This window comes from Streptomyces sp. NPDC054834, from assembly GCF_053611185.1.
Genome location: NZ_JBSGZV010000002.1, coordinates 150494 through 174897 on the forward strand (window position 1 = coordinate 150494; position 24404 = coordinate 174897).

The following is a 24404-nucleotide window of genomic DNA, read 5'->3' on the forward strand; positions in this document are numbered from 1 at the left end:
AGGAGGCGCTGTGAGCAGCGACCCGTGGGGCCGCGTCGACGAGACGGGGACCGTGTACGTGCGTACGGCCGACGGCGAGCAGGTCGTCGGTTCCTGGGCGGCCGGCTCCCCTGAGGAGGCGCTGGCCTACTTCGAGCGCAAGTACGAGGGCCTGGTTGTCGAGATCGGCCTCCTCGAGAAGCGAGTGCAGACCACCGACCTGTCGGCGAAGGACGCGCAGACCGCCATCGAACACCTCCGGGAGCAGGTCGACGCGCACCACGCGGTCGGTGACCTGGCTGCTCTGCGGGGCCGCCTCGACAAGCTCGTGGAGACGGTCGAGGCGCGGCGTGAGGAGCGCAAGGCGCAGCGGGCCAAGCAGTCCGACGAGGCCCGCAAGGCCAAGGAGGACCTGGTCACCGAGGCGGAGCAGCTGGCCCAGTCCGACCAGTGGCGGGCGGCCGGTGAGCGGCTGCGTGCCCTGGTGGACACCTGGAAGGGTCTGCCGCGTCTGGACCGCAAGTCGGACGACGAGCTGTGGCACCGCTTCTCGCACGCCCGCTCGGCCTTCTCCAAGCGGCGCAAGGCGCACTTCGCGCAGCTGGACGCGCAGCGCGAGGAGGCCCGCAAGACCAAGGAGAAGCTGGTCGCCGAGGCCGAGGCGCTGTCCGGTTCGGCGGACTGGGGGCCGACGGCGGCCCGCTACCGCGAGCTGATGGCGGACTGGAAGGCCGCGGGCCGCGCCCAGCGCGAGCACGAGGACGACCTGTGGAACCGCTTCCGCGGTGCCCAGGACGTGTTCTTCGCCGCCCGCAGCTCGGTGTTCGCCGAGCGGGACGCGGAGCAGGCGGAGAACCTGAAGCTGAAGGAGGAGCTGGCCGAGGAGGCCGAGAAGCTCCTGCCGATCACGGACCTCAAGGCCGCGCGGGCCGCCTTCCGCTCGATCAACGAGCGCTGGGAGGCCATCGGCCATGTGCCGCGCGACGCGCGGCCCAAGGTCGAGGGCCGGATGCACGCCGTCGACCGGGCGCTCCAGGAGTCCGAGGAGGCCGAGTGGCGCCGGACGAACCCGGAGGCACGCGCGCGTGCCGAGGGTCTCACCGGCCAGCTCCAGTCCGCCGTGGACAAACTGAGGGGCCAGATCGAGCAGGCCCGCGCCCAGGGCAACGCCGCCAAGGCCGACAAGCTCGAGAAGGAGCTGGAGGGCCGTCAGGCGCTCCTGGACCAGGCGCTGAAGGGTCTTCAGGAGTTCGGCGGCTGACGAGCCTCCCACGCACGTGTGAGGGCCCCGTACGACGGTGTACGGGGCCCTCTCGTCCTGCCCGGTGGCACCCGGGCCGGATGGACCGGGCCGGCTGCTAGTTCCGGTTGCGCGCCGAGGTCACGCGGTACACGTCGTACACGCCCTCCACGCCCCGCACTGCCTTCAAGACGTGCCCGAGGTGCTTGGGGTCGCCCATCTCGAAGGTGAAGCGAGAGGTGGCCACGCGGTCGCGGGAGGTCTGGACGGCCGCGGAGAGGATGTTGACGTGCTGGTCGGACAGGACGCGGGTGACGTCCGACAGCAGGCGGGAGCGGTCCAGGGCCTCGACCTGGATGGCGACCAGGAAGACCGAGGACTGGGTGGGCGCCCACTCGACGTCGAGGATGCGCTCCGGCTCCCGGGACAGTGACTCCACGTTGACGCAGTCGCTGCGGTGAACCGATACGCCGCTACCGCGCGTGACGAAACCGATGATCGGGTCGCCGGGGACCGGCGTACAACAGCGGGCCAGCTTGACCCACACGTCCTCGACGCCCTTGACGACGACGCCCGGGTCGGCGCTGGAGCGGCGCTTGCGGCCGCGGCCGCGGGACGGCGGGACCGACTCGTCGATCTCCTCGGTGGCCGCCTCCTCGCCGCCGAGCGCGGAGACGAGCTTCTGCACCACGCTCTGCGCGGAGACATGGCCCTCGCCGATCGCCGCGTACAGCGCGGAGATGTCCGGGTAGCGCATCTCGTGCGCGAGGGTGACGAGTGAGTCACCGGTGAGGATGCGCTGGATCGGCAGGTTCTGCTTGCGCATGGCGCGGACGATGGCGTCCTTGCCCTGCTCGATCGCCTCGTCGCGCCGCTCCTTGGAGAACCAGGCCCGGATCTTGTTGCGGGCGCGCGGCGACTTCACGAAGCCGAGCCAGTCGCGGGAGGGGCCCGCGCCGGGTGCCTTGGAGGTGAAGACCTCGACCAGGTCGCCGTTGTCCAGGGTGGACTCGAGCGGTACGAGGCGGCCGTTGACCCGCGCCCCTATGGTGCGGTGGCCGACCTCGGTGTGCACCGCGTAGGCGAAGTCGACCGGGGTGGCCCCGGCCGGGAGCGCGATGACGTCGCCCTTGGGGGTGAAGACAAAGACCTCGTTGCGGGACAGGTCGAAGCGCAGGGACTCCAGGAACTCGCCCGGGTCCTCCGTCTCCTTCTGCCAGTCCAGCAGCTGGCGCAGCCACGCCATGTCGTTGAGGTGGTCGTCCTTCTTGCCGGCCTTGGGCACGTCGGTGCGGACCTTGGAGGCACCGGCGACGGCCTCCTGCTTGTACTTCCAGTGCGCGGCGATGCCGTACTCGGCGCGGCGGTGCATGTCGAAGGTACGGATCTGGAGTTCGACCGGCTTGCCGTTGGGCCCGATGACCGTCGTGTGCAGCGACTGGTACATGTTGAACTTGGGCATCGCGATGTAGTCCTTGAACCGGCCGGGGACCGGGTTCCATCGCGCGTGCACCGTGCCCAGGGCCGCGTAGCAGTCGCGCACGGTGTCGACGAGGACACGGATGCCCACCAGGTCGTAGATCTCGGCGAAGTCGCGGCCTCGCACGATCATCTTCTGGTAGACGCTGTAGTAGTGCTTCGGGCGGCCGGTGACGGTCGCCTTGATCCGGGCGGCGCGCAGGTCGGCCTGGACCTCGTCGGTCACTATCGCCAGGTACTCGTCGCGCTTGGGCGCCCGCTCGGCGACGAGCCGCACGATCTCGTCGTACATCTTGGGATAGAGGATCGCGAACGCGAGGTCCTCCAGCTCCCACTTGATGGTGTTCATGCCCAGCCGGTGGGCGAGCGGCGCGTAGATCTCCAGTGTCTCGCGCGCCTTCTTCTCCTGCTTCTCGCGCTTGAGGTAGCGCATGGTGCGCATGTTGTGCAGGCGGTCGGCTAGCTTGATGACCAGGACGCGCGGGTCCTTGGCCATGGCGACGACCATCTTGCGCACGGTCTCGGCCTGCGCGGCCTCGCCGAACTTGACCTTGTCCAGCTTGGTGACGCCGTCGACGAGGAGCGCGACGGTGTCGCCGAAGTCGCGGCGCAGCTGATCGAGGCCGTACTCGGTGTCCTCGACGGTGTCGTGCAGCAGGCCGGCCATCAGGGTGGCCGGGTCCATGCCCAGCTCGGCCAGGATGGTGGTGACCGCCAGCGGGTGCGTGATGTACGGGTCGCCGCTCTTGCGCTTCTGGCCGCGGTGCCAGCGCTCGGCGACCTGGTAGGCGCGCTCGATCTGGCGCAGGGTGGCGCTCTCGATCTTGGGGTCGTTGCTGCGGACTATGCGCAGCAAGGGCTCCAGGACCGGGTTGTAGGGGTTGGCGCGCTGGACGCCCAGCCGGGCGAGGCGGGCGCGGACGCGGTTTGAGGAGCCGGAGCGCGCGGGCTGTCCGGTGGGCTGACGGGCCGCCGGGGAGTGCGCGTCACGCTCGGGCGGGGCCGGCTTGGGGCGCACGGTGTCGGCCGACTTCTCCACGGGCGCGGACTGGGCGTGTTCGACCGGCCCGCGGGTGTCGTTCTTCGCGTGGGGCGCGTTCGGCGCGGGCTTGGCCGCGGACGCCGAGGCGGACTCGGGCTTGGCGGCGGTCAGTGGCTGGGCCTCGTCTGGCAAGAGGGCTCCTCGTGCGCGATCCGGGTCCCCCGGTCAGGCTCCGGAATCCCCATCGTAGCGATCCCGAGCTCCGGGCACGCCTCCAGGCTGCTGGGAACCACGTCGTGCGGGAGAAAACACACGAGGCGGACACCGGATCGCTCCGGGCCCGCCTCCGCCCGTCCGAGGGGTCAGGTCGAACGGTGAGTTGACTCAGACATCAATCAGCAGGGGCTGGTGTCGCTTCCGCCGTCGGCGTCGTCCATCCGCTTGCTGCCTCCGTTCCAGGTCAGCGTCCCGGACGCACGCAGGCCGTCCTCCTGCCAGTCGCACACCGACCAGCGGTCGCCATCGGCGTGCCACTCGGCGTAGCCGCCGGGGTTGTCGTCGGTGGTCACCACAAAGGTGTTCGCAGCGAATGCCGGAGTCACGGCCAGCGCGACACCCCCCACCCCCAGACCGCAGACCATCCCTGCTCGCTTGACAAAAGCCTTCACATTTCCCCCTGAGGGGCATGATCATCGGGCAAATCAATAAGATCGCGGGGATCTGCTGCGAAAGACACCGGCCAAGGTTGCGGGTCAAGTGGCACGGACTCCTCACGACAGAGGGCGGACACCGCGCCACCGCGGTGTCCGCCCTCGTCGCATCCTGTCACTCAGACCTGGAGTATCGCGTCCAGCGGAGCGCCGGACAGGGCCGGCTCCAGGCGGGCGCGGCCGTTCAGGAAGCCCAATTCCATGAGCACGGACACACCCGCGACCTCGGCGCCCGTCCGGCGGATCAGCTGGAGCGAAGCCTCGACTGTACCGCCGGTGGCGAGGACGTCGTCGACGACCATCACACGGTCACCCGCGGTCAGGTCCTCGGCGTGCACCTCGATCGCGGCGGAGCCGTATTCCAGGTCGTACGCCTGGCTGAGGGTGGCTCCGGGAAGCTTGCCCGCCTTGCGCACGGGGACGAAGCCGACGCCCGCGCGGACGGCGACCGGGGCTCCGAGGATGAAGCCACGGGCCTCCAGGCCGACGATCTTCGTCGCGCCGTGCCGCACGGTCAGCTCCGCCAGCGCGTCGGTCAGCGCGGTGAACGCCGCCGGGTCCGCCAGGAGCGGGGTGATGTCCTTGAACATCACGCCCTGCTCCGGATAGTCCTCGACGTCCCGGATACGGCTGAGCAGCAGTTCCTGGATGTCGGTCATCGGCGCTTCCCCGAGGGTCGGCCCCGTCCCCGGCTGCGGGACGCGGGCTGGTTGCGCGGGCCCACGACGGCCGCTGCGGCGTCGTCGTCGGGCTCGTCGACGACGGTGGACCGGGTCCCGGCCAGCCCCTCCTCGGCGGCGGCCTGGGCCCGCTTGGCGAGGACACGCTTCCTGAGGGCCTTCATCTGCGGCTCGCGCTCCTTGAGGTCGGCGACGAGCGGCGTGGCGATGAAGATCGAGGAGTACGCGCCGGCCGCGAGACCGACGAACAGCGACAGCGAGATGTCGTTGAGCGTGCCGGCGCCGAGGAAGCCGCCGCCGATGAACAGCAGGCCCGCAACCGGCAGCAGTGCGACCACCGTGGTGTTGATGGAGCGGACCAGGGTGCTGTTGATCGACTGGTTGGCGATGTCGCTGTAGGTGAAGCGGGTCTGCTTGGTGATGTCCTTCGTCTGCTCCTTGAGGCTGTCGAAGACGACGACCGTGTCGTAGAGCGAGTAACCGAGGATCGTCAGCAGACCGATGACCGTACCGGGCGTGACCTCGAAGCCGACCAGGGCGTAGATACCGGTCGTGATGGTGATGTCGTGGACCAGCGCGACCAGGGCCGCGACCGCCATCCGCCACTCGAAGGCGATCGCCAGGTAGATCGCCACGAGCACCATGAAGATCGCCAAACCCTGCCAGGACTTGGTGGCGATCTGCTCGCCCCAGCTGGGGCCGACCGACTCAGCCGTGACGTCGTTCTGCGAGACGCCAAGGTCCTGGGCCAGCTTCGCCGAGACCTTGTCGGCCTGGTCGGTGTCGATGCTCGCGATCTGGATACGCAGGCTGCCGTTGCCCAGCCTCTGCACGACGGCATCGAGGCCGGAGGCTTCCTTCGCGTACTCCTCCGCCTTGGCCACCGAGGTGCTCATGTGGGTCGGCGTCGTGAAGACCGCGCCGCCCTTGAACTCGATGCCCATGTTCAGGCCGCGCACCGCCAGGCCGAGGATGGCCGTGATGGTGATCAGGATCGAGACGCCGTACCAGATCTTGCGCTTGCCGACGAAGTCGTAGCTGATCTCGCCGCGGTGCAGTCGCGCGCCGAGGTCGCCGAGTTTCGACATCGCTCACGCCTCCTTCGGGTCGACAGGGCCGGCGGCGGGACCGGCGGGACGGCGGGTGCGGCGCAGCGGCGGCTTGGCACCCAGGCTCTTCGGGTCGAGGCCGGACCACTTGTGGCCGTTCGCGAAGAACTTGCGGCGGGCGAGCAGTGTCATCAGCGGCTTGGTGAAGAAGAAGACGACGACCACGTCGAGCACGGTGGTCAGGCCGAGCGTGAACGCGAAGCCACGCACCTTGCCGACGGTCACGGTGAACAGCACCGCTGCGGCGAGGAACGACACGAAGTCGGAGACCAGGACCGTGCGCCGGGCGCGCGGCCAGGCCCGCTCGACGGCGGGACGCAGCGTGCGGCCCTCGCGGATCTCGTCCCGGATGCGTTCGAAGTACACGATGAACGAGTCCGCGGTGATACCGATGGCGACGATGGCACCGCAGACGGCCGGCAGGTTCAGCGCGAAGCCGATGGCCGGGCCGAGGAGCGACATGATCACGTAGGTGAGGATCGCGGAGACCAGCAGTGAGGCCATGGCCACGAGCGACAGACCGCGGTAGTAGGCGATCAGGTAGATCACGACCAGGGCGAGGCCGATGGCGCCGGCGAGCAGACCGGCGTGCAGCTGCTGACCGCCGAGCGCGGCGGTCACCGTGGTGACGGTCTCCTCCTTGAAGGAGAGCGGCAGGGCGCCGTACGACAGCATGTTCCCGAGGCTCTGCGCCTCCTGCTGGGTGAAGCTGCCGGAGATCTCGGCCTGGCCGCCGGTGATGGCCTGCTGCACGCGCGGGCTGGAGACGACGTCGCCGTCGAGGACGATGGCGAACTCGTTCTGCGGCTCCTGGCTCTTGGCCAGCTGGGCGGTGACGTCCGCGAACTTCTTCGTGCCGCTGCTGGTGAACGTCATCTGGACCTGCCAGCCGGAGCCGCCCTGGGTGTCGAAGACCGCCTGGGCCTTCTTCACCTCGGTGCCGTCCACGGCGGCCGGGCCGAGCAGGTACTTGAACCAGGTCTTGTCGACCTTGCCGCAGGCCACGGTCGACTCGCCGGGCTTGGCACTCGTGCCGGCCTTGGCCCGGTCGGCGGGCTTGGAGCAGTCCAGGGCGGTGTACTGCGCCTGGAGCTTGGCGGCCGTCTTGTCGGTGGCGCTGCCCGAGGAGCTCGACGAGGCGGAGGGGCTCGGTGAGGCCGAGGACTTCGCGGAGGCCGAGGACGACGGCGTGGCGTCGGCCTTCAGGGCGTCGCTGACCGCGCGGCCCTGCGAGGTGGCGGTCGGGGACGCGGAGGAGGGCGAGGACGCCTTCTCCTTGGAGGAGGCGCTGCTCGAGGGGCTCGGCGAACCGCTGCCGCTGGAGGACGCGCTCGGCGACGGGCTCGGCGAGGCGGCGACACCGCTGGGCTCGCTGGCGAGGACCGTGCGGAAGTACAGCTTGGCGGTGGTGCCGACCTGCTGCTGGGCCTCCTTGGAGTTGGTGCCCTTGGGGATGTTAACGATGATGTGGTCGTTCCCCTGGGTCTGCACCTCCGCCTCGGAGACGCCCAGGCCGTTGACACGGCGGTTCATGATGTCGACCGCGGTGTTCATGTTGGCCTGGTTGATCGCGGATCCCTGGTCGGCCTTCGCCTTGAGCGTGATGCTCGTGCCGCCGGCGAGGTCGATGCCGAGACGCGGAGTGGTGTTTCCGGAGGCGAACATGCCTCCGGTGAGCGCCACAATGGCGATCAGGATGAGGGCCAGCGAGCGCCCTGGCTTGCTCTGGGCACTCGCGCTCCGGCCCCTCTTAGGTGCTGCCACCTTCTCGTACTCCCTCTCGGGCCGCCCCGCGCCCGGTCGGGACGCGGTCGGCCATGACATGGTGTCGGGATTCCGTGCGGAAAACAGACGCGCCCGGGGTGCGCCGGCCGCGAACCTATCGCGCCGCGCTCCCCGGGACGTGACTACTTCGCGTCGGAGTCGCCGTCGGTCTTCTTCGGCTCTTCGTCCGCCTTCGCCTCGGCGTCCCGGGCCTCGTCGGTCCGGGCCTCGGCGGCCTCGGCCTCGTCGGCCTTCTCCTCGGACAGGTCCTTCTTACCGAGGTCGACGGCCTTGTCGTCGGAGGCGGCGGCAGCATCGGCGGCGGCGTCGGTCTCGGTGAGGGAGGAGGCGTCGTCCGGGACGACGTCGGTGTCGGACTTCAGGTCGTGCTCGATGCCGTGGACGATGCGGTTGTACTCGTCGTCGGTCAGGACGGCGCCGATCGCGTTCTTGGCGAAGAGGAGATCAACACCCGGGCCGGCGTCGAGGAGGACCGTGTCGTCGTTGACCTCCTTGACCGTCGCGTACATGCCCCCGATCGTGCGGACGCCGGAGCCGGGCTGCATCTCGTTCCGCATGCTGGCGGCCTGCTGCTGCTTCTTCTTGGCCGAGCGCGTCATCAGGAACATGGCCGCGATGAGCACGATGAACGGGAGAAGGGTCAAGGTATTCACGGGACGGGATTTCCTTCGCGCGACCGCGACGGAGAGCGGCCTGGTCTTTGGGGGTGTGGTTGGCGCCGCCCGCGAAGGCGGCATCGGCGGAGTCTAAGCGAGTCCGCGCACATGGAACAACGCTCAGCATGGCACCTGGGTTCCTCCCCCGGCCAATGCCCCCGCCGATGACCGCGCCGTCACGCCCCGAACAGGTCCTGTTGTCCGGTTCCACCAGATGTGCCACCCGCTGCCGAGCCGGGCGGGGTGAGGCCGAGATGCGCCCATGCGGCGGGCGTGGCGACCCGCCCGCGCGGGGTGCGGGCGAGCAGGCCCTCGCGTACGAGGAAGGGCTCGGCGACCTCTTCCACGGTCTCCCGCTCCTCCCCCACCGCGACGGCGAGCGTGGACAGGCCGACCGGACCGCCGCCGAACAGCTTGAGGAGTGCCTGGAGGACCGCCCGGTCGAGCCGGTCCAGGCCGCGCGCGTCGACCTCGTACACGGCGAGGGCCGCCGCGGCGATCTCGCGGGTGATCAACCCGTCGGCCTTGACCTGCGCGTAGTCCCGCACCCGGCGCAGCAGGCGGTTGGCGATGCGGGGCGTGCCGCGGGAGCGGCCGGCGATCTCCGCCGCGCCCTCGGCGTCGATCTCGACGTCGAGAAGGCTCGCGGAACGGTGCACGACGCGCTCGAGCTCGGCCGGTCCGTAGAACTCCATGTGCGCGGTGAAACCGAAGCGGTCGCGCAGCGGGGGCGGCAGCAGGCCCGCGCGCGTGGTGGCGCCGACCAGCGTGAAGGGGGGCAGTTCGAGCGGGATGGCGGTGGCACCGGGGCCCTTGCCGACGATGACGTCGACCCGGAAGTCCTCCATCGCCATGTAGAGCATCTCCTCGGCGGGCCGGGACATGCGGTGGATCTCGTCGAGGAAGAGGACCTCGCCCTCCTGGAGGGAGGAGAGGATCGCCGCGAGATCGCCGGCGTGCTGGATGGCGGGGCCGGACGTGATGCGGATCGGAGCGCCCATCTCGGCGGCGATGATCATCGAGAGGGTGGTCTTGCCGAGGCCGGGGGCGCCGGAGAGCAGCACGTGGTCGGCGGTCGCCCCGCGCGCGCGGGCGGCGCGCAGCACGAGGTCGAGCTGCTCGCGGACCTTCTCCTGGCCGATGAACTCGCCCAGGTCCTTGGGGCGCAGGGCCGCCTCGACGGCCTGGTCCTCGCGGTCGGCGACAGAGCCCACCAGCCGCTCGGGGGCGGCGGGGTCGGTCGTCTCGTCCCAGTTCATGTGGTGTGCCTCGGGGTGGTGGTGGCGGTCAGCGGGCGCGGTTGAGGGTCTGTAGGGCGGCCTTCAGCAGCTGGCCCACCTGGGGCGTGCCATCCGCGGCCTCGGCCTGCGGGGCCACGGCGGTCACCGCCTCGTCGGCCTCGCGGGTGGCGTACCCGAGGCCGATGAGGGCCGCGTGCAGCTGGTCGCGCCAGCCCTGGGTGACGGGCGTGCCCACGGCGGGGGCGCCGATCGGCTCGCCGAGGCGGTCCTTCAGCTCCAGCAGCAGCTTCTGGGCGCCCTTCTTGCCGATGCCGGGGACCGCGACGAGGGCCTTCTCGTCAGCGGTGGCGACGGCCCGGCGCAGCGCGTCCGGCGTGTGCACCGCCAGCATCGCCTGGGCGAGTCTGGGGCCGACGCCGCTGGCGGTCTGGAGCAGCTCGAAGACCTGGCGCTCGTCGTCCTCGGCGAAGCCGTACAGCGTCAGGGAGTCCTCGCGCACGACCAGGGAGGTGGCCAGTTTGGCCTGCTGGCCCATCCGCAGCCCCGAGAGGGTGTTCGGGGTGCACTGGACGGCGATGCCGATGCCACCCACCTCCACCACCGCGGAGTCGGGGGCGAGGGCGGCGACCGGTCCGCTCACGAAGGCGATCATCCCGTACGGCCTTTCAGTGTCGGTGCTTTGGCTGCGTGCAGGGCGACGGCCTGCTGGAGCCGGTTCTGCGCGGGGGCGCGCCAGATGTGGCAGATGGCGAGCGCGAGGGCGTCGGCGGCGTCGGCCGGCTTGGGCGGCGCGTCGAGCCGGAGCAGGCGGGTGACCATGGCGCCGACCTGGGTCTTGTCGGCGCGTCCGCTGCCGGTGACGGCGGCCTTGACCTCGCTGGGGGTGTGCAGGGCGACGGGGATGCCCCGGCGGGCGGCGCACAGCATGGCGACGGCGCTGGCCTGGGCGGTGCCCATCACGGTCCGGACGTTGTGCTGGCTGAACACCCGCTCCACGGCTACGTATTCGGGCCGGTGCTCGTCCAGCCACTGCTCGATGCCCTGCTCGATGGCGACGAGACGGTGCCCCAACTCGGCGTCCGCGGGCGTCCGTACGACCCCGACGCCGACCATGGTGAGCGGTCGCCCCGCGACCCCCTCGACGACGCCGACACCACACCGGGTCAGCCCGGGGTCCACCCCCAGTACGCGCACCGCGCCCCCTCCCTCTCGATCGCCTGTTTGTGCAGGCTATCGGGTGCCACCGACAACGGCTGACATGGCAACGGGCCGACGGGTGTGTCCCGTCGGCCCGTGCGAGGGCGAGCGTCGGCTCAGGCGTCGACCTTCTCCATGACCTCGTCGCTGACGTCGAAGTTGGCGAAGACGTTCTGCACGTCGTCGCTGTCCTCGAGGGCGTCGATCAGCTTGAAGATCTTCTTGGCGCCCTCCTCCTCCAGCTCGACCTGCATGGTCGGGACGAAGTTGGCCTCGGCGGAGTCGTAGTCGATGCCGGCGTCCTGGAGCGCGGTGCGGACCGCGACCAGGTCGGTGGCCTCGCTGATCACCTCGAAGTTCTCGCCGAGGTCGTTGACCTCCTCGGCGCCCGCGTCCAGGACGGCACCGAGCACGTCGTCCTCGGTCAGCTCCCCCTTGGGGACGATGACGACGCCCTTGCGGTTGAACAGGTACGACACCGAGCCCGGGTCGGCCATGGAGCCGCCGTTGCGGGTCATGGCGACGCGGACCTCGGAGGCGGCGCGGTTGCGGTTGTCCGTGAGGCACTCGATGAGCACGGCGACGCCGTTCGGGCCGTAACCCTCGTACATGATCGTCTCGTACTCGGCGCCGCCGGCCTCGAGACCGCCACCGCGCTTGATGGCGGAGTCGATGTTCTTGTTGGGCACCGACTGCTTCTTGGCCTTCTGGACGGCGTCGTAGAGGGTCGGGTTGCCCTCGAGGTCGACGCCGCCCATCCGCGCCGCGACCTCGATGTTCTTGATGAGCTTCGCGAAGAGCTTGCCGCGCTTGGCGTCGATCACGGCCTTCTTGTGCTTCGTCGTGGCCCATTTAGAGTGGCCGGACATCTGCCTGTCTCCTTCGCGTAACCCATCTACGTGTGAACTCCCCCAGACCTTAACGGCTGGGAGGACCCCCAGAGATCCTACAAGGACTCCGGCGTCCGGTTCGCGCGCACCATGTCGACGAAGAGCGCGTGCACGCGGTGGTCGCCCGTCAGTTCCGGGTGGAAGGAGGTGGCCAGCGCGTTGCCCTGGCGGACCGCGACGATGTGGCCCTCGTGCTCGGCGAGCACCTCGGCCCCGGCGCCGACGGACTCCACCCAGGGGGCGCGGATGAAGACGCCCTCCACAGGATCGCCCTGGACGCCCTTGACGTCGACCGCCGCCTCGAAGGACTCGTTCTGCCGGCCGAAGGCGTTGCGGCGCACGATCATGTCGATGCCGCCGACGGTCTCCTGGCCCGAGCGCGGGTCGAGGATCTTGTCGGCGAGCATGATCATGCCCGCGCAGGTGCCGTAGACGGGCATGCCGTCCCGCACGCGCGCGCGGAGGGGGTCCATCACCCCGAAGAGGACGGCCAGCTTGGAGATGGTCGTGGACTCGCCGCCGGGGAGGACCAGGCCGTCCACCTCGGCGAGCTCTTCGGGGCGCCGCACCGGCCTGGCCACGGCGTCGGCCGCGGCCAGGGCGATGAGGTGCTCCCGTACGTCGCCCTGGAGGGCCAGGACGCCTACGACAGGTGCGTCAGTCATGTACGTGCAGTCCTAGGGAGGTGGATTACCAGCCGCGGTTGGCGTAGCGCTCGGTCTCGGGGAGGGTGTCGCAGTTGATGCCGACCATGGCCTCGCCGAGGTTGCGGGACGCGTCCGCGATGATCTTCGGGTCGTCGTAGAAGGTGGTGGCCTTGACGATGGCGGCGGCGCGCTTGGCCGGGTCGCCGGACTTGAAGATGCCGGAGCCGACGAAGACACCCTCGGCGCCGAGCTGGCGCATCAGGGCGGCGTCGGCCGGGGTGGCCACGCCACCGGCGGAGAACAGCACCACGGGGAGCTTGCCGAGTTCGGCGACCTCCTTGACCAGCTCGTACGGGGCGCGCAGCTCCTTGGCGGCGGCGTACAGCTCGTGGTTGTCGAAGCCGCGCAGCCTGGCGATCTCGTTCTTGATCTGGCGGAGGTGGCGAACGGCCTCGACGACGTTGCCGGTGCCGGCCTCGCCCTTGGAGCGGATCATCGCGGCGCCCTCGGTGATGCGGCGCAGGGCCTCGCCCAGGTTGGTGGCACCACAGACGAAGGGGGTGGTGAAGGCCCACTTGTCGGAGTGGTTGACCTCGTCGGCCGGGGTGAGGACCTCGGACTCGTCGATGTAGTCCACGCCGAGCGACTGAAGTACCTGGGCCTCGACGAAGTGGCCGATGCGGGACTTGGCCATGACCGGGATCGAGACCGCGTCGATGATGCCCTCGATCATGTCCGGGTCGGACATGCGGGCCACGCCGCCGTCCTTGCGGATGTCGGCAGGGACCCGCTCCAGCGCCATGACGGCGACGGCGCCCGCGTCCTCGGCGATCTTCGCCTGCTCCGGCGTGACGACGTCCATGATCACGCCACCCTTGAGCTGCTCGGCCATGCCGCGCTTCACACGGGCGGTGCCGGTCTCGGGAGCCTGGTTCTCGATGGTGGACACGGGTGACCTCACTGAAGGGAAGACGATTACTGCTTCCCAGAGGAAACGGGAGTGGACCAGGCCACAGCAAGGGCCAATGGCAAGCCGGTGGATCCTTTTCGGGCGGCCCGCCCGCGGTTCCCCTCTCCCCGCGCGGGGTCAGCGCTCCCGGTCGTGGGACACCGGCGCGATGGACATCAGTGTCTTGAAATGGCCCTTGGGGTGGCCCTCACCGACGAGTTGGCCCTCGGCCTCGACCCAGGCGTGGGCGGCGAAGGGGTGGGTGCGCACGCCGGTGCACCAGGTGGGCCAGGCACCGCGTACGCGGCAGAGGAGGGCTGTGGCGATCGAGCGTTGCAGACAGCCCTGCCCGGCACAGCGCAGGCTGACGGAGACGACCGCCTCGCGGGCCGCGAGCGCCTGGTCGAGCGTCGCCGGTGCCGCGCCGCGGCGGGCGAACTCCAGGACGGCACGCAGCCGGGCGGGCTTGACCCTGGCCAGCAGCCGGGCGACGCCCACGACCAGCAGGGGAACCACACGGCGGTGCGGGGGAAGCCTGCGCCGTTCGGCCAGCGCGACGGACATGCTCACGAGACCACCAGCTTCGCTCCGCTCAGGCGCTCGATCACGGCGGTCACGTCGCGCTCGGCCTGCTGGAGGTCGATGCCGTGCCGGTCCGCGAGGTCGGCGGCGATGCCGGTGGCCTCCCGCCCGTCCAGCAGCCCCCGGAGCACGCGGGCGCCGGTGTTGTTCAGCTGCCAGTACCGTCCGGTGCGTTCGTTGAGCAGTACCGTGCCGTCGTCGGTCTCGGTGCTGACCACGTCAGGATGAAGACGCACGGGCGTCGAACCTCCAAGCAGGGGCGGGTCGGGTGGCGGCGCGCAGCCAGGTCTCGCAGCCGATCAGGGGTTCCAGCGCGTTCCTCGTGGCGTTGTCCGGCTGCGGCGCCAGCAGCCGAGCGCGCAGTTCGCCGGGGTCGATCAGTCCGTGGGCGGCCAGGGCCGAGTCGTCGAACAGTTCGAGGATCCCGGGCAGGTTGTGGCGAAGCCCCCGGTTGGCCTCGTCGCTGAACTCGCCCTTGGTGGAGCGGCCCAGCACGGCCGGCGGCACGATGCCGCGCATCGCCTCGGCCAGCAGCGGCTTGTACCGCCATGGCCCGGCGTGTTCGTGCACGCGGACCGCCAGGACGGCTTCGACCACGCGGTCGTCGAAGAACGGGGAGTCGAGCTGCACACCGGCGTCGGCGAACACCCGGGCCAGCGACCGGTACCAGGGGGCGCTGGAGCGTATCGCGAGGAGCAGTTGGTGCTGGGCCAGGTCGGTGGAGAGCGGCCGCACATGGTTCGCGGTGTGCCGCAGGGCTTCACGGGTCGCCTCGATCGCCGTGCCGGTGGCCCACGCCGGTGCCCGCATCGGCCACACGCCCCATCCGAGTGCGGGCCGGCGTCGTGGCGGGGGCGGGGCGGTGAGCCCGTCGGCCTGGGCCCGCCACCAGGCGGCCTCGTCACCCGGGCGTGCCAGCGCGGCCAGGGTGGGCAGCACGGGCCAGCGTTTCAGGGCGGCGTAGCCCCGGACATGCCGCAGGGCGGTCAGCGGGCGGCGCCGGAGCAGTCCGTGAAGGTAGCCGGGGAACGGCGTGAACAGCTCGTCCCCGCCATGTCCGGCGAGGTGCCGGCGCGAGCCCGTGCCGGCCAGCAGCCGCGCCGTGTGGCGGGTGCGCGCGATGGTGCGGACGAAGGGATAGGGCTCCTCCGGGTCCACCGGCTCGTTCACGTCGGTGAACAGCTGCGGGAGTTCGCCGGGGGGTACGACGAGGTGCTCGGCGCGGTCCAGGACGCCGATGGCATGGGCGGCGAAGGCGGCGTCGTCGTTGCCGGCCTCGGCCTCACCCCACCGGAAGGTCACCAGGTCGGGCACACTGCGGGCGGCGAGGAAACACAGCGACGTCGAGTCCATGCCGCCGGACAGGTCCGAGCTCAGCCGGCCGCGGGCGGGGGCACGCTCGCCGAGGGCGGCGACCAGGGCGTTCCGGACGGCTTCGGCGCCCGCCGCCAGGGACAGTTCAGGAGCCGGCGGCTGCCACCATCTCACCTCGCGCACCCGGTCCGGCTCCCACACAAGACAGTGGTCCGGCGCCGGCGCGGAGATCCCGGACCACAGCGGCCGGTCGGCCAGCGGGGGCGGCAGGAATCCTCCCGTGGCCACGCGGAGGGCCAGCGTCGCTTCGTCGATCCCGGCGCCGGTCATCGCCGCGAGCACATCGGCCCGGTCGGCGGCCACGTCCACCTGGTTCAGCCTGGTGTGGAACACCCGGCGCAGTCCGGTCGCGCTCCCCTGGAAGCGGACCTCTCCGTCGACCGATGCCGCCACATGGCAGGAGCCGGGCAGGGCCGCCGCCAGCTCGTCCACGTCGGACACCCTCCGGACCCGGGCGGCGAGTTCGGTGAGCCGGGAGGCGGTGACCGGGCAGACCCCGATCACCGCCAAGCGCACCCGGCCCGCGGCGACGGCTGTGATGTCACCGGCTGACCACCGGCCCACCAGCCACGGCCGCCCCGAGGCGTGCGAGAACTCCTGCGGCGACTCCCATGGAACGGCCGCGCGAGCCTCGTCCGCGGCCGCCGTGTCCGGCAGTACCACGAACCCGGTGCTACTCATTCGCTCAGCTCTCCGAGAACCGGCAACCGGTGGTCAGAAGCCGCCCGAGTAGTGGCCGAAGATGTCATTGCCCCAGCCGATGAAGCCCAGGGTGTCCTCGTTGAACTCCCCGACCTCCACCAGGGTCGGCGGCTCGTACGGCTCGGGGTTCGAGAGCTCGCTGTGCTCGTTCATAACACCCTCCTCAGTCACGAACGGCAGCCGATCGGCTACCGATTGCACCGTACACACGATCGGAGGGCATGATCCATCTGGTTTTCACTCACGTCACAGAGGGCTCTCAGCCCGGCCACAGACACCGGCAAGATCGCCGGTGGTCTGCGGAAACGATCATCGAGGCGACGGGAAACGCGTGCGCTTCGCCGTCGTGCGGGTGGCCTGAATGCGACACTCACGCCCTCGAACGGTCCGTCAGGACCGCCGGCGGCTCGTCGTCCATCTCGAAGGCCATCGGAAACGGTGCGTGGCCGGCCAGACGGAACCAACGCACCTTGCGGTGCTCGCGGAGTCTGCGGACGGCACCCACGGCGTCGTTGTGGAAGCGGCGTGCCATGGGAACCCTGCGGACGGCCTCCGTCAGCTCCCGGGCCGCGGCCTCTCCGCCGGGCGCATCGTGGACCACCTCCAGTTGCTGCGCGTCCGCGAACACCGCCCGCAGCGCCTGGCTCAGCTCGCTCTCGGCGACCTCCCGCTGCTCCTCCTCGGCCTGCCGGGCGGCGTGCGCGGCCTCGTACAGCACGATCGAGGCGGCGGGGTCCAGCACCCCGGAGGTGGCCAGTTCCTGGGTCACGGAGGCCCGCCGGAGCAACTGGGCGTCGAGCGCGGCGCGCGCGGCGTCGATACGCGCGTGCAGCCGGTCCAGCCGGCCCGCGGTCCAGCTCAGGTACAGGCCGATCGCGACGAGCGCGACGAGGATCCAGATGAGTGTTGCGGTCACGGGCGGCAAGGCTACCGGTGCGCTCCGCCGGGTTCAGCGGGGTGTCGTGCGGGGCGTGGGATTGGCCGGGCACTGGGGGCTGCCGCCCCCAGACCCCCGCTTCGGCCTGAACGGCCTCGTCCTCGAACGCCGGGCGGGCTGGTCACGTCCGGCCGGCTGGACGGCTCGCGTCAGTCCCGTGCCAGTCCCAGTCGTGCCCGTAGGCCCGAGGCGCGCTCGTCCGCGGCCACCGCCGCCGTGCCGGTCGTCACCGTCTCGTACACCGAGAGGATGTCCGCGCCGACCGTGGACCAGTCGAAGCGCCGCACGTGGGCGCTGCCGCGTTCGCGTAGTTCGGCTCGGCGCTTCGGGTCCTTCAGGAGCCGTACGGCCGCTTCGGCGAGGGCGTCGGCGTCCTCGTTGGCGAACAGTTCGCCGGCCGCGCCCCGGTCGAGGACCTGGGCGAAGGCGTCCAGGTCGGAGGCGAGGACGGGCGCGCCCGCCGACATGGCCTCGACGAGGATGATGCCGAAGCTCTCGCCGCCGGTGTTGGGCGCGATGTACAGGTCGATGCTGCGCAGGAAGCGGGCCTTGTCCTCGTCGCTGACCATGCCGAGGAACTCCACGCGCTTGCGCAGCTCCGCCGGCAGCGATTCCACGGCTTCCTCCTCGTCCCCGCGGCCGGCCACCAGCAGCCGGGTCTGCGGCCGGGCGGCGAGGATCTTCGGCAGGGCCCTCATCAGCACCGGCAGGCCCTTGCGGGGCTCGTCGATGCGGCCGATGAAGCCGATGGTGTCGCCCTGCCAGTCGGGTCTGGGCTCGGCCCGGGCGAAGAAGTCGACGTCGACGCCGTTGGGGATGACCACCGCGTCCCCGCCGAGATGCTCGACCAGCGTGCGGCGGGCGTACTCGCTGACCGCGATCCGCGCGCTGATCTTCTCCAGTGCGGCCTGGAGGATCGCGTACGCGGCGATCATCGCGCGCGAGCGGGGGTTGGAGGTGTGGAAGGTGGCCACGATCGGGCCGGACGCCGCCCAGCAGGTCAGCAGGCCCAGCGACGGTGACGTCGGCTCGTGGATGTGGATCACGTCGAACGCGCCGTCGTGCAGCCAGCGCCGTACGCGGGCCGCGGAGAGGAAGCCGAAGTTCAGCCGGGCCACCGAACCGTTGTACGGCACCGGCACCGCGCGGCCGGCCGAGACGACGTACGGCGGGAGCGGGGTGTCGTCGTCGGCGGGGGCGAGCACGGAGACCTCGTGGCCGAGCCGGATGAAATACTCGGCCAGATCACGGATGTGGAACTGGACGCCGCCCGGCACGTCCCAGGAGTACGGGCAGACGATGCCGATCCTCACCCGGTCCCCCCGGCGGGAGAACGCGTGGGATCAAGGTCCTTGATCCACAGCCGTTGCAGCATGTGCCAGTCCTCCGGATGGTCGGCGATCCCCGTGGCGAAGGCGTCGGCCAGCGCCTGTGTCATGACAGACGTCTTCTCGGCCCGCGTGCCTGACTCGGGCACCTCGATCGGGGCGTGGACGCGGCCCCGCATGACGGGCGAATCGTCGTACCAGAGCGTGACCGGCAGCAGCAGCGCCCCGGTCTGCTGGGCGAGCAGGGAAGGACCGGCGGGCATCCGCGCGGTCTCGCCGAAGAACGTCACCTCCACACCGGACGCGGACAGGTCACGGTCGGCGACCAGGCACACCAGGCCGCCGTCCCGCAGCCGCCGGGCCAGCGTGCCGAACGCGGAGCCGCCGCTGTGCGGCAGCACCTCCATGCCGAGGCCCTCGCGGTAGGCGACGAACCGGTCGTACAGACTCTCCGGCTTGAGGCGCTCGGCGACCGTGGTGAACGGCGTCTCGAGCTTGGTGGTGACCCAGGCCCCGGCCAGGTCCCAGTTCGCCAGGTGGGGAAGCGCGAGGACGACACCCCTCCCGGCGGCGAGGCCGTCGGTCAGGAAGTGCAGGTCCTTGGCGTCGAAGCCCGCCTTGACCCGCTCGGCGCTCCAGGCGGGCAGCCGGAAGGACTCCATCCAGTAGCGCAGGTACGAGCGCATGCCCGCCCGTGACAGCTCGGCCAGGCGCTCCGGGGTCGCGTCGGGCAGCACGCGCGCGTAGTTGCTCTCCAGCCGCTGCACGCCCTTGCCGCGCTGCTTCCAGGCGAGGTCGGCGATGGCGCGGCCGAGGCGTACCGCGGCCGGCTCGGGGAGCTTCTTGACGGTGTTCCAGCCGAGCCCGTACAGCGCGGCGGTCAGCCGATCCCCGGCGGTCACTGCGTCGCCTCGCTCCCCTGGGAGGCGTTCGCGTTGTCCGGCCCGGCCGCCGCCTCCGCCTCGGCGGACTCCCGGCGGACCGTGACGACCCGCTGGATCAGCGTGACGAGGCTGCCGACGGCGACGATCCACAGGGCCACGGGCAGCAGGTACTGGATGCCCGGGACGCCGAACTTGTGCAGGCCCGCGAAACCGGCCGCCACCAGCGAGACCACCAGCCGCTCGGCGCGCTCCACGAGCCCGTTGACGGCGACCGGCAGTCCGATCGACTCGCCGCGGGCCTTGGTGTACGACACCACCTGACCGCTGGCCAGGCAGAAGATCGACACCGCGCACAGCACGTTGTCATTGCCCTGGCCCGCGTACCACAGGGCGAAGCCGCCGAAGATGGCGCCGTCGGCCACCCGGTCGAGGGTGGAGTCCAGGAATGCGCCCCAGCGGCTGGAGCGCCCCAGCTGGCGGGCCATGTTGCCGTCGACCAGGTCGGAGAAGACGAACAGTGTGATCACGACCGTGCCCCAGAAGAACTCGCCCCGGGGGTAGAAGACCAGCGCGCCCGCGACCACTCCGGCGGTGCCGATCAGCGTGACCGTGTCGGGGCTGACCCCCCGCCGGATGAGAAACGCGGCGAACGGTGTGAGGACACGCGTGAAGAATGCACGCGCGTACTTGTTCAGCATGGCCTTCCCGACGGTCGGTGGCGCCGCGGCCCCTGCTGGCCTCCGGCTGGCCCATCGTAGCCACGCGCGCGCGTGGGCGACGGCCGGGCACCCGCACCCGCTGACCGGATCGGGCGCATGGCTCACAACCGCCGTCCGGTGACGCGATCGGTATACCTCGTGAGTTCCTCGTATGGACGCAACGTGACGGGAGTGGAAAGCTCGAAGGACCGCGGGCGTCGCCGGAGCCGTCAGTGCACGCGGTGCCGCGTGTCCGCGCCCACAGTGACCTCACCGTGCACGGGAGGCAAGACCATGGGCGACAAGGCGCACACACACCCCGGGGCCGCCGGCAGGGCTACGGCGGCCGACCACCCCACGTCCGTACGGAATGTGGTGCTGGTCGGCCACTCCGGGTCGGGCAAGACGACTCTGGTGGAGGCTCTCGCACTGACGGCGGGAGCGGTGAACCGGGCGGGCCGCGTGGAGGACGGCGGCTCCGTCTCCGACTACGACGACATCGAGCACCGGCAGCAACGCTCGGTACAGCTCTCCCTGGTGCCCGTCGAATGGGACGGGTTCAAGGTCAACCTTCTGGACACCCCCGGATACGCCGACTTCGTCGGGGAACTCAGGGCCGGTCTGCGCGCGGCGGACGCGGCCCTCTTCGTCGTCTCGGCCTCGGACGGGGTGGACGGCTCGACCCGGATGGTGTGGGAGGAGTGCGCGGCCGTCGGCATGCCGCGCGCCATCGTCATCACCCATTTGGAGGCGGCGCGCGCGGATTTCTCGGAGATGACCCGGGTCTGCGCGGAGGCGTTCGGCGCCGACGACCCGGACGCCGTGCTCCCGCTGTACCTGCCGCTGCACGGCCCGGAAGGCCCCGACGGCCACGCGCCCGTGACCGGCCTGACCGGACTGCTGTCGCAGAAGCTGTTCGACTACTCCTCCGGGGAGCGCAAGGAGTCCGAGCCGGGCGAGGACCAGCTGCCGCGGATCGAGGAGGCCCGCAACCGGCTCATCGAGGGGATCATCTCCGAGAGCGAGGACGAGACCCTCATGGACCGCTATCTCGGCGGTGAGCAGGTCGACGTCAAGACGCTGATCGAGGACCTGGAGCGGGCCGTCGCGCGCGGTGTGTTCTTCCCCGTCCTGGCGGCCGCCCCCGCGGCCGAGGGCGCCAGACAGGGTCTCGGCACGGTCGAGCTGCTCGAGCTGATCACGGGCGGCTTCCCGACCCCGCTGGAGCGCGAGCAGCCCCGGGTCGCCACGCCCGACGGCAAACCGCGCGAACTCAAGCCGTGCGATCCCGGCGGACCGCTGGTCGCCGAGGTCGTCAAGACGTCCTCCGACCCCTACGTCGGCCGCATCTCCCTGGTCCGCGTCTTCTCCGGCACCCTGCGTCCCGACGAGACGGTGCACGTCTCCGGGCACGGGCTGGCCGACCGCGGCCACGAGGACCACGACGTGGACGAGCGCATCGGCGCCCTGTCCACACCGTTCGGCAAACAGCAGCGCCCGGTCAGCCACGCCGTCGCGGGCGATCTCGCGTGCGTGGCCAAGCTGAACCGCGCCGAGACCGGGGACACCCTGTCCGCCAAGGACGACCCGCTGCTGATGGAGCCGTGGGAGATGCCGGACCCGCTGCTTCCGCTGGCCATCCAGGCCCACAGCAAACCGGACGAGGACAAGCTCAGCCAGGGCCTGTCCCGGCTGGTCGCCGAGGACCCGACCATGCGGCTCGAACAGAACCAGAACACCCACCAGGTGGTGCTGTGGTGCCTGGGCGAGGCCCACGCGGACGTGGCCCTGGAGCGGCTGCGCAGCCGGTACGGCGTCCAGGTCGACGTCGTACCGCACAAGGTGTCCCTGCGTGAGACCTTCGGCACCAGGGCCGCCGGACGCGGACGGCACGTGAAGCAGTCCGGCGGGCACGGTCAGTTCGCCATCTGCGAGATCGAGGTGGAGCCGCTGCCCGGTGGCTCGGGCATCGAGTTCGTGGACAAGGTGGTCGGCGGTGCCGTGCCCCGGCAGTTCATCCCGTCGGTCGAGAAGGGCGTACGGGCGCAGGCCGCCAAGGGAGTGGCCGCCGGATATCCGCTGATCGACGTGCGGATCACGCTGCTGGACGGCAAGGCGCACTCGGTGGACTCCTCCGACGCCGCCTTCCAGACGGCGGGCGCGCTCGCCCTGCGGGAGGCCGCCGCCGACGCGAAGATCCACCTGCTGGAACCGGTCGCCGAGGTCACCGTGCTGGTCGGCGACGACTACGTGGGCCCCGTGATGAGCGACCTGTCCGGGCGGCGCGGCCGGGTGGTCGGCACCGAACAGGTGGGCACCGGACGCACCCTCGTACGGGCCGAGGTACCGGAGATCGAGATCGGCCGGTACGCGGTCGATCTGCGGTCCCTGTCGCACGGCACCGCCCGCTTCAGCCGGGCGTACGCCCGGCACGAACCGATGCCGCCGCAGATCGCCGAACGCATCCGTCAGGAGGCCGAGGACGGCTCGTAGACGGGTGCCGTTGCCTCGTCGGCGGGCGGCTTCGGCCGTCCGCCGACGAATGTCGGTGCCTGCGGATACGCTGATGACGTGATCAACACGGACGCGCCTGATCCCCAGGTGTCCTGATCAAGAGGTGTGCGGAGCAAGGAAGTCGGGAAGGCCGCAGGAGCGGGGCCGCGGCGATCGGGGGCGGGAATGTCGGTGGGAACGGAATGGGACGGGCCACAGGTGCCCATCTCGGGGGACGGGAGCCAGGCGGCGACCTTCGCCCTGGCCTCGGCGGCCTACCGGGACAGCGGTGTCACGGAGATACTCAAGGCCAACAACGAATGGCATGAGTCGACCGTCAACGACGGCAGGATCTCCCTGTTCAAGCCGAATCTCGGCGAGGCCTTCTCGCGGGCCGTGGCCGACCGCATGCTCGCCCCCGGCCGCAACGCGCTCATCCAGTCCTTCGGGACCGAGCCCCAGGTCGTCGTCGAGCACTGCCTCGCGGCCAACGCCATCCGCCGGGACCGCGACAACCGGCTGAGCGCCGTCATGGTGGTGTGCGGCCTGATCTTCCTGCCCGGGCTCCTGGTGTGGCTGCTCGTGTTCCAGATCCGCTCCACCATCGCCAAGCTCACCGACAGGCGGGCCGGCGCCCTCGGCACCACCCTGCTCGTCGCCGTCGGAGCGCTCGCCGCGCTGTTCCTGGTGCGCATGCCGTTCCACGGGTTCTGGGCCTGGTACGCGCGCGCGGCCGTGGTCGCTCCGGTGCTGGGCTGGTTCTGGGCCAAGCGCATCTGCGAGCGCACCGCACACGACCTGCGCGGGCGCTGGGACGGTCTGCTCGCCGGCAGCAGCGTCGGCGCCAAGATCCCCGAGTCGGTGCCCAGCAGCCCCGCCCAGACCGCCGCCGAGCAGCTGCGCCAGTCCCTGGCCAAGCTCAGTGCCGAGCAGCAGTCCAACTCCGTCTTCTACGCCGGGCCCAAGGGCATACTCGGCATGGGTACCCGCTGGGGTGCCTGGCAGCTCGCCGAGGACCTGGTCCCCGCCGACGCCGCCCGGGAGATCCACCCCTTCCGCAGCTGGGACGTCATCCGCGCGATCCACGACCAGCTGCGCATGCTGGAGCGCGGCCCGCTGAACACCGGAGGCTTCCCCAAGCCCTCGATCCGGCACTGGATCGTCACGCCGACCGGTGAGAACGCCAAGGCTGTCTCCCGGCCGGAGGGCACCGACGTCGACGCGTACCAGGTCAAGTCGCACGCCATACAGGACATCTGCAACAAGCAGCAGTTCGGCAGCGGCGACCGGCACTACCTCGGGGTGCAGTGGACGCTGTGGGACGGGCAGTTGATCATCACCATGCTGATCACCGTGACCGTGCTGCACGAGACGCTGCGCATCGAGGTGACCGGGCACGCGCTGGGACCGGTGCACTCGCTGTTCACCTCGAAGCCGGAGGCGCCGACGAAATCGGTCGCCAAGTCCTTCAAGCCCTGGGAGTCCCGCACGATCAAGCTGCCGCTGGTCGACGCCGACGAGGTGGTACGACTGGCCGCGCGGGCACCGCTGACCTGGTACCCGCCGCTGCTGAACTGGCTCGGCGGCACGCTCGTGCTGCCCGAGCCGTTCGGCCTCCGGCACGTCTGGGCGGACAAGCCGTGGCGCCACCGGTTCATGGCCGACGACGCGCTGCGCGCCGCCACGCCGGTGCTACGGGTGGTGCACTCGTCGGCGATCAAGGTGCTGCGGGAGAACGGCGTGGACGTGGAGAAGTTCGGCGCGCGGTCGGCGTTCCTCAGCGGGCAGGTGCAGGATCCGACCCCCAAGAAGGCGGATCTGTACGAGGCGTAGTTCCCGGGGGCTCCGACCCCAGGAACCAA

23 protein-coding genes are annotated in these 24404 nt (G+C 70.8%); 3 read left to right on the forward strand and 20 right to left on the reverse strand.

Going from position 1 to position 24404, the window contains the following annotated elements; translation table 11 throughout:
• Positions 1-10: 10 nt before the first annotated feature.
• On the forward strand, positions 11-1240 hold the full coding sequence (locus ACWGJM_RS03315) for a DUF349 domain-containing protein (protein WP_453409964.1): 1230 nt from the start codon (positions 11-13) through the stop codon (positions 1238-1240).
• A gap of 97 nt (positions 1241-1337) precedes the next feature.
• Here the strand turns inward: ACWGJM_RS03315 and relA are convergent, their stop codons facing one another.
• The 20 genes from relA to pgsA form a co-directional block, all read right to left on the reverse strand.
• Positions 1338-3872, reverse strand: a complete 2535-nt coding sequence (relA, locus tag ACWGJM_RS03320; RefSeq protein WP_453409965.1) for a GTP pyrophosphokinase — start codon at positions 3870-3872, stop codon at positions 1338-1340.
• A gap of 203 nt (positions 3873-4075) precedes the next feature.
• Positions 4076-4249: a hypothetical protein gene (locus ACWGJM_RS03325; protein ID WP_453409966.1), complete on the reverse strand. Its 174-nt coding sequence runs from the start codon at positions 4247-4249 to the stop codon at positions 4076-4078.
• A gap of 260 nt (positions 4250-4509) precedes the next feature.
• Entirely contained in the window at positions 4510-5049 is a 540-nt protein-coding gene (locus tag ACWGJM_RS03330) for an adenine phosphoribosyltransferase (RefSeq protein ID WP_453409967.1), read from the reverse strand.
• Positions 5046-6158, reverse strand: coding sequence for a protein translocase subunit SecF (gene secF, locus ACWGJM_RS03335; RefSeq protein WP_453409968.1), 1113 nt, complete (start codon positions 6156-6158; stop codon positions 5046-5048). The genes ACWGJM_RS03330 and secF overlap by 4 nt, the downstream gene beginning before the upstream one ends.
• Positions 6159-6161: 3 nt before the next feature.
• Positions 6162-7943, reverse strand: a complete 1782-nt coding sequence (secD, locus tag ACWGJM_RS03340; RefSeq protein ID WP_453409969.1) for a protein translocase subunit SecD — start codon at positions 7941-7943, stop codon at positions 6162-6164.
• Between the two features lie 143 nt (positions 7944-8086).
• On the reverse strand, positions 8087-8617 hold the full coding sequence (yajC, locus tag ACWGJM_RS03345) for a preprotein translocase subunit YajC (RefSeq protein WP_453409970.1): 531 nt from the start codon (positions 8615-8617) through the stop codon (positions 8087-8089).
• 179 nt (positions 8618-8796) lie between these two features.
• Complete coding sequence (gene ruvB, locus ACWGJM_RS03350) at positions 8797-9879, reverse strand: Holliday junction branch migration DNA helicase RuvB (protein ID WP_453409971.1); 1083 nt, start codon at positions 9877-9879, stop codon at positions 8797-8799.
• A gap of 28 nt (positions 9880-9907) precedes the next feature.
• Positions 9908-10513 (reverse strand): Holliday junction branch migration protein RuvA, encoded by a 606-nt coding sequence (gene ruvA, locus ACWGJM_RS03355; protein ID WP_453409972.1) that lies wholly within the window; start codon positions 10511-10513, stop codon positions 9908-9910.
• Complete coding sequence (ruvC, locus tag ACWGJM_RS03360; protein WP_453409973.1) at positions 10510-11055, reverse strand: crossover junction endodeoxyribonuclease RuvC; 546 nt, start codon at positions 11053-11055, stop codon at positions 10510-10512. Before ruvC ends, ruvA begins: the two co-directional genes overlap by 4 nt.
• 119 nt (positions 11056-11174) lie before the next feature.
• Positions 11175-11927, reverse strand: coding sequence for a YebC/PmpR family DNA-binding transcriptional regulator (locus ACWGJM_RS03365; protein WP_453409974.1), 753 nt, complete (start codon positions 11925-11927; stop codon positions 11175-11177).
• 77 nt (positions 11928-12004) lie between these two features.
• Positions 12005-12613, reverse strand: coding sequence for a pyridoxal 5'-phosphate synthase glutaminase subunit PdxT (gene pdxT, locus ACWGJM_RS03370; RefSeq protein ID WP_453409975.1), 609 nt, complete (start codon positions 12611-12613; stop codon positions 12005-12007).
• 25 nt (positions 12614-12638) lie between these two features.
• Complete coding sequence (gene pdxS, locus ACWGJM_RS03375) at positions 12639-13544, reverse strand: pyridoxal 5'-phosphate synthase lyase subunit PdxS (RefSeq protein ID WP_453409976.1); 906 nt, start codon at positions 13542-13544, stop codon at positions 12639-12641.
• Between the two features lie 138 nt (positions 13545-13682).
• Positions 13683-14114 (reverse strand): lasso peptide biosynthesis B2 protein, encoded by a 432-nt coding sequence (locus ACWGJM_RS03380; protein WP_453409977.1) that lies wholly within the window; start codon positions 14112-14114, stop codon positions 13683-13685.
• On the reverse strand, positions 14111-14362 hold the full coding sequence (locus tag ACWGJM_RS03385) for a lasso peptide biosynthesis PqqD family chaperone (protein WP_453409978.1): 252 nt from the start codon (positions 14360-14362) through the stop codon (positions 14111-14113). Before ACWGJM_RS03385 ends, ACWGJM_RS03380 begins: the two co-directional genes overlap by 4 nt.
• Positions 14346-16181, reverse strand: a complete 1836-nt coding sequence (locus ACWGJM_RS03390) for a lasso peptide isopeptide bond-forming cyclase (RefSeq protein ID WP_453409979.1) — start codon at positions 16179-16181, stop codon at positions 14346-14348. The genes ACWGJM_RS03385 and ACWGJM_RS03390 overlap by 17 nt, the downstream gene beginning before the upstream one ends.
• A gap of 33 nt (positions 16182-16214) precedes the next feature.
• On the reverse strand, positions 16215-16355 hold the full coding sequence (locus ACWGJM_RS03395; protein WP_453409980.1) for a lasso RiPP family leader peptide-containing protein: 141 nt from the start codon (positions 16353-16355) through the stop codon (positions 16215-16217).
• A gap of 217 nt (positions 16356-16572) precedes the next feature.
• The gene (locus ACWGJM_RS03400) at positions 16573-17118 is read right to left on the reverse strand and encodes a hypothetical protein (RefSeq protein ID WP_453409981.1); all 546 of its coding nucleotides are present in this window, start codon (positions 17116-17118) and stop codon (positions 16573-16575) included.
• Positions 17119-17288: 170 nt separating this feature from the next.
• A complete protein-coding gene (locus tag ACWGJM_RS03405) occupies positions 17289-18452 on the reverse strand; it encodes a glycosyltransferase family 4 protein (protein ID WP_453409982.1) in 1164 nt (387 codons plus the stop codon).
• A complete protein-coding gene (locus ACWGJM_RS03410) occupies positions 18449-19369 on the reverse strand; it encodes a phosphatidylinositol mannoside acyltransferase (protein ID WP_453409983.1) in 921 nt (306 codons plus the stop codon). Before ACWGJM_RS03410 ends, ACWGJM_RS03405 begins: the two co-directional genes overlap by 4 nt.
• Entirely contained in the window at positions 19366-20049 is a 684-nt protein-coding gene (gene pgsA, locus ACWGJM_RS03415; RefSeq protein ID WP_453409984.1) for a phosphatidylinositol phosphate synthase, read from the reverse strand. The genes ACWGJM_RS03410 and pgsA overlap by 4 nt, the downstream gene beginning before the upstream one ends.
• Positions 20050-20343: 294 nt before the next feature.
• Here pgsA and ACWGJM_RS03420 point away from each other — a divergent pair, with 294 nt between their 5' ends.
• Both ACWGJM_RS03420 and ACWGJM_RS03425 read left to right on the forward strand, forming a co-directional pair.
• Positions 20344-22542, forward strand: coding sequence for an elongation factor G-like protein EF-G2 (locus ACWGJM_RS03420; RefSeq protein WP_453409985.1), 2199 nt, complete (start codon positions 20344-20346; stop codon positions 22540-22542).
• 186 nt (positions 22543-22728) lie between these two features.
• Positions 22729-24375 carry a hypothetical protein gene (locus ACWGJM_RS03425; protein ID WP_453409986.1) on the forward strand — a complete coding sequence of 549 codons (1647 nt, stop codon included), beginning with the start codon at positions 22729-22731 and terminating at the stop codon, positions 24373-24375.
• Positions 24376-24404: the final 29 nt, after the last annotated feature.

Coding starts and splice junctions, on each gene's coding strand:
- ACWGJM_RS03330 (WP_453409967.1), bottom strand. CDS start 5,049: ATGACCGACATCCAGGAACTGCTGCTCAGCCGTATCCGGGACGTCGAG.
- secF (WP_453409968.1), bottom strand. CDS start 6,158: ATGTCGAAACTCGGCGACCTCGGCGCGCGACTGCACCGCGGCGAGATC.
- ruvB (WP_453409971.1), bottom strand. CDS start 9,879: ATGAACTGGGACGAGACGACCGACCCCGCCGCCCCCGAGCGGCTGGTG.
- ruvA (WP_453409972.1), bottom strand. CDS start 10,513: ATGATCGCCTTCGTGAGCGGACCGGTCGCCGCCCTCGCCCCCGACTCC.
- ACWGJM_RS03365 (WP_453409974.1), bottom strand. CDS start 11,927: ATGTCCGGCCACTCTAAATGGGCCACGACGAAGCACAAGAAGGCCGTG.
- pdxT (WP_453409975.1), bottom strand. CDS start 12,613: ATGACTGACGCACCTGTCGTAGGCGTCCTGGCCCTCCAGGGCGACGTA.
- ACWGJM_RS03390 (WP_453409979.1), bottom strand. CDS start 16,181: ATGAGTAGCACCGGGTTCGTGGTACTGCCGGACACGGCGGCCGCGGAC.
- ACWGJM_RS03395 (WP_453409980.1), bottom strand. CDS start 16,355: ATGAACGAGCACAGCGAGCTCTCGAACCCCGAGCCGTACGAGCCGCCG.
- pgsA (WP_453409984.1), bottom strand. CDS start 20,049: ATGCTGAACAAGTACGCGCGTGCATTCTTCACGCGTGTCCTCACACCG.
- ACWGJM_RS03420 (WP_453409985.1), top strand. CDS start 20,344: ATGGGCGACAAGGCGCACACACACCCCGGGGCCGCCGGCAGGGCTACG.
- ACWGJM_RS03425 (WP_453409986.1), top strand. CDS start 22,729: ATGTCGGTGGGAACGGAATGGGACGGGCCACAGGTGCCCATCTCGGGG.